Here is a 4,245-nt window from a genome sequence, read left to right on the forward strand (position 1 = left end):
CCGCGCGCAGGTCCGCAGCGCGCGCGCTCACTGCCGCGTCCGCCTGGGCGTAGGTGAGCTCGTCGTGCACGGTGCGCAGAAAGACTCGGTCGGGTGAGACGGCAGCCGCTGCTCGAAGTTCGGCGGCCAGCGTCGGGTTCACGGTCCGGTGCGGGTGCTGCCGGCTGCGTCGAGGCCGAAGAGCCGTTGCGCGTTCGTGGTGAACAACGCCTCGAGAGCGTGGTCGGGCAGGCCGGACTCCCGCCATTCCCTCAGGGCACGCTCCGGCTGCATCACCGGCCAGTCGCTGCCGTACAGGACCTGGTCGCGCAGGACGTTCGCCATCATCCCGAAGATCGCGTCCCACCCGGTTCCGGGGCGGGCTACGTACTTCGGGGCCAACCCGCCGAACTCCAGGTACACCGTCGGGTGTCGCCGGGCGACCGCCGCGTACTCGGTGGCCCACGGCCAGCCGGCGTGGCAGGCGATGAGACGCAGGTCCGGGAAGTCACACGCCACCTGGTCAAGCAGTTCGGGGCGCTCGTGCCGCAGCGGGTGCATCCGGCTGTAGGTGATGCCGGTGTGAACGGCCACGACCAGGCCGATCTCCTCGGCCCGGGAGTAGAGCGGGTACAGCTCGCGCGCATCGATGTCGCGGCCGAAGAAGGCGGGCTGGAACGAGATGCCCAGCAGCCCGAGGTCGGCCGCGCGCATGGCCTGCGCCACCATCGCGGTCGGCAAGGGCTGGCCGACGTCGACGGAGCCGATGCCGACGAACCGGTCCGCGTGAGCGTCCAGAACGCCACGCAGGCCGATGTTGAGTGCGTCCATGTCCTCGCCGCCCTCGGACTCCGCGTGCATGACGGCTCGGCCGATCCCTTGGGCGTCCATGACGCGCAGAAGAGCCTCGAGGGTGCCGGAGTTCATCTTGTCGGTCAGCCCGAGTACGCGGTCGTACTGCTCGGTCTGCCGGGTCGGGGCCTCGTACCGGCCGGCTGGACGCTGGTCCTGCGGGAGTCGCACCCGGGCGTCGATGATCCTCACACAAGCAACCTAGCGCTCGACACATTCCCTAGGCTGGTCTGACCCCTCCACCCCTGCGACCTCTCCGAGGAGACCGAGAACCATGAGTGACTTCAACGGACGCCCCGTGCTGGTGACCGGGGCTAGTGGTGGAATCGGCGCTGCCACGGTGCGTCAGCTGGTCTCCGCGGGCGCGGACGTCACCGCCTCGGGGCGCTCCGTGCGCAACCTCGAGACACTGGCCGAGGAGACGGGCGCCCGCACACTGGCGTTCGACCTGACCTCGGAGGACAGTGTCCGCGACGCAATAGAGGGCCTTGACCTGTATGGGGTGGTCAACTGCGGAGGAAACGGAGGTGAGATCGCCACTCCGATGGAGACCGACATCAGCGTCTTCGACGAGGTCATCGCCATCAACGCCCGCGGCGCGCTGCTGGTCACCAAGTACGCGTCACGGTCGATGATCCGGCTCGGCCGCGGTGGAGCCATCGTCAACGTCTCGTCCCAGGCCAGCCTGGTCGCCCTGCACGGGCACATCTCCTACGGCTCGTCCAAAGCGGCGCTGGACAACATCACCCGGGTCAGCGCTCTGGAGCTGGGCAAGCACAACATCAGGGTCAACTCTGTGAACCCGACGGTGGTGATGACCCCGATGTCGGCTGGGCACTGGGGACAGGACGAGGTCGGAGGACCGTACCTCGAGACGATGCCCTTGGGCCGCTGGGCCACCGAGGACGAGATCGCCGCACCGATCGTCTTCCTCCTCGGCGACGGTGCCTCAATGATCACAGGCGTGTGCCTGCCCATCGACGGGGGCTACTGCAGCCAGTAGCGCGGGGACAGGCGTGCTGTCCGCGAGTGACCACGTGGCCCCGTGGCACGCATGCGCCAAGCACCATGGTTGCGTCGCTGCTCGCGGCGGTGCAGGGTCAGGGTCCCCCTTTGGTGTTCTTGCAGGGGGTGATGGGCGATGGTGACCTCGACTGGCAGGCCCTCGTCCCGTACCTGGCCGACCGGTTCACCTGTCATCTGCCGAGCATGCGGGGCCGATGTCGCAGTGGGGACCACCCGAACGTTCAGATCGACCGGATCGGCGCCGACTACGCCCCCTACGTCGAGAGCCTTGCCGAGCCGGTGGGACTGGTGGGGTGGTCTGCGGGCGCCGGACACGCCGGCCCGCTCACCCATCCCGATGTCCTGGCCGGAGAGCTCACGAGCTTCTTTGACGAGAGCCTCACCTCGACCTGAGCCACCGCAGCCGGCGTGCGGGTGGTACGACTGAGGGCCGTGCTACCGCCGGGCTCCTCACGGACGCGGCTCACTGCGGCCGTTGAGTAGCCCTTGCACAAGCCCGAGCAGCACCTCGTCCCACTCGTGCGGATCGTGGGGGCCCGGGACGTCGTCCATCGCTCCCCCGGCGGACAGGTCGGCAAGTCCGTGGACGAGAGTCCACGCCAGCAGGGCCACAGCGACGGGGTCCTGACCTTCAAGGGCCCCGTTCCGGTGTGAGGTGGTGACCTCACCGGCCAGGGCAAGCAGCGATCCGAAGGTCCGCGCGGAGGCGGCGAGGAGCGCGGGGTCGGTGCGGTCGTGCAGGTCCTCTTGCCACATCACCGTGAAGTAGCCCGGCTTCTGCCGAGCGAAGTGGAGGTAGGCCCGGCCGGAGGCGAGCAGTCGTTGCACCGGGTCCTCAGCATCGGCTCGGAGCATCGCGTCGTCCATCGAGTCGGCGAGTCTGTGATGTGCCTCGGCGGCAAGGGCGGTGAAGAGGGCCCGCTTGTCGGCGAAATGGTTCTTGGGCGCAGCGTGGCTCACGCCCAGCCGGCGGGCGAGATCGCGCAGGCTGACGTGGCTCGGCCCACACTCGGTCGCGGCGACCAGGGCGGCGTCCATGAGGTCGCGTCGCAGGTCGCCGGCGTAGTAGACGCGCTTGCGCGAGGACGCGGACGTCTCACCTGACGACGGGGCAGATGCGGGCACGAAGCCACCCTAGCGTGTTGGTTGACACTGTCAATCATCACATGCGAGCCTCTATTGACAATGTCAATACACGTCGAGGAAGCGTGCCTTCATGGCTGATTCCACCCGCAGTCACTCCAACCCGGTTGTCGGACCCGCCGAGACCTGCACGCGCGTTGCCCTCGTCACCGGGGCCTCCTCCGGGCTAGGGCTCCACATCGCTCGCCGGCTCGCTGCCGACGGCTTCCGTACCTTCGGCGCCAGCCGGAAACCGCGAGCCGGCTTCTCCGCCGTCACGGGGGTGACGCTGGACGTGCGCGATCCCGACAGCGTCCAAGGCTGTGTCGAGGAGGTGGTGACTCGAGCCGGCCACATCGACGTTCTCGTGAACAACGCGGGTGTCCTCGCCACGGGGCCGGACGAGGAGCTGTCCGAGGATGCCGCCCGAGCCGTCTTCGAGACCAACTACTTCGGGGTGATCGCAATGAGCCGCGCGGTCTTGGTTCACATGCGCCCCCGCCGAACCGGACGCATCATCCAGATCGGGTCTCTCGCTGGGCTGCTGCCCACACCCGGTGAGGCCACGTACGCCGCCAGCAAAGCTGCCGTCGCCAGCCACGCCGACGCGCTGAGATTCGAGGTCGCGCCACTGGGCATTGCCGTGAGCGTGATCGAACCCGGCTTTCATCGCACCGGTATGAGCGTGGACACCACACCCCCGCAGAACCCGATCCCCGACTACGACACCCTCCGCTCGGCCTTGAACGTCAGTCTCGATCACGGCTTGCGTCATGGCAGCGACCCCGCCGGGGTCGCTGCCCTCGTCAGCCGTGTCGTCGCCGCCCCACGCCCACGGGCCCGCTACCGGGCGGGGCAAGATGCACTCTGGTTGCCGCGACTGCGCCGCCTCATGCCAGAGCGTGCGTTTGAAGGCGGGGTGCGCCGAAGCTTCGGGCTGTGAAAGCGACCCAGCTCGGTCTGCAGCCTCATCAGCGAGGAAGATGTCCTTGGACCGGGGCCTCTGCAGGCGAGGATGACTGTTGCTCGGTGGGCGATACTGGGATCGAACCAGTGACCTCTTCCGTGTCAAGGAAGCGCGCTACCGCTGCGCCAATCGCCCGAGCGTCAAGCATTGTGCTGCCGCGAGGTGGAGACGGGATTTGAACCCGTGTAGACGGCTTTGCAGGCCGTTGCCTCGCCTCTCGGCCACTCCACCGTGCAGAGGCTGGTGGTCTTGAGCCTCAGAGCGGACAACCGGGCTCGAACCGGCGACCTCAACCTTGG

At 68.2% G+C, this 4,245-nt stretch carries 5 protein-coding genes and 2 tRNA genes; 3 read left to right on the forward strand and 4 right to left on the reverse strand.

The genetic code is table 11. From position 1 onward, the window contains the following. Positions 1-138: 138 nt before the first annotated feature. The gene (locus VJ976_RS08870) at positions 139-1,023 is read right to left on the reverse strand and encodes an amidohydrolase family protein (RefSeq protein ID WP_324099847.1); all 885 of its coding nucleotides are present in this window, start codon (positions 1,021-1,023) and stop codon (positions 139-141) included. A gap of 82 nt (positions 1,024-1,105) precedes the next feature. Between VJ976_RS08870 and VJ976_RS08875 the strand changes: the two genes are divergently transcribed. Further along, positions 1,106-1,834 carry an SDR family oxidoreductase gene (locus tag VJ976_RS08875; protein WP_324099848.1) on the forward strand — a complete coding sequence of 243 codons (729 nt, stop codon included), beginning with the start codon at positions 1,106-1,108 and terminating at the stop codon, positions 1,832-1,834. A gap of 113 nt (positions 1,835-1,947) precedes the next feature. After that, positions 1,948-2,250: an alpha/beta fold hydrolase gene (locus tag VJ976_RS08880; RefSeq protein ID WP_324099851.1), complete on the forward strand. Its 303-nt coding sequence runs from the start codon at positions 1,948-1,950 to the stop codon at positions 2,248-2,250. Between the two features lie 57 nt (positions 2,251-2,307). Here the strand turns inward: VJ976_RS08880 and VJ976_RS08885 are convergent, their stop codons facing one another. Next, entirely contained in the window at positions 2,308-2,982 is a 675-nt protein-coding gene (locus tag VJ976_RS08885) for a TetR/AcrR family transcriptional regulator (protein ID WP_324099849.1), read from the reverse strand. 91 nt (positions 2,983-3,073) lie between these two features. On the opposite strand from VJ976_RS08885, the gene VJ976_RS08890 reads away from it, so the two are divergent. Continuing rightward, positions 3,074-3,922: an SDR family NAD(P)-dependent oxidoreductase gene (locus VJ976_RS08890; RefSeq protein WP_324099850.1), complete on the forward strand. Its 849-nt coding sequence runs from the start codon at positions 3,074-3,076 to the stop codon at positions 3,920-3,922. Between the two features lie 87 nt (positions 3,923-4,009). Here the strand turns inward: VJ976_RS08890 and VJ976_RS08895 are convergent. Both VJ976_RS08895 and VJ976_RS08900 read right to left on the reverse strand, forming a co-directional pair. Continuing rightward, positions 4,010-4,081 (reverse strand) — tRNA-Val (locus VJ976_RS08895). A gap of 25 nt (positions 4,082-4,106) precedes the next feature. Beyond that, a tRNA-Cys gene (locus VJ976_RS08900) sits at positions 4,107-4,177 on the reverse strand. Positions 4,178-4,245: the final 68 nt, after the last annotated feature.

It is taken from the genome of Ornithinimicrobium sp. (assembly GCF_035267225.1).
Classification (GTDB): domain Bacteria; phylum Actinomycetota; class Actinomycetes; order Actinomycetales; family Dermatophilaceae; genus Ornithinicoccus.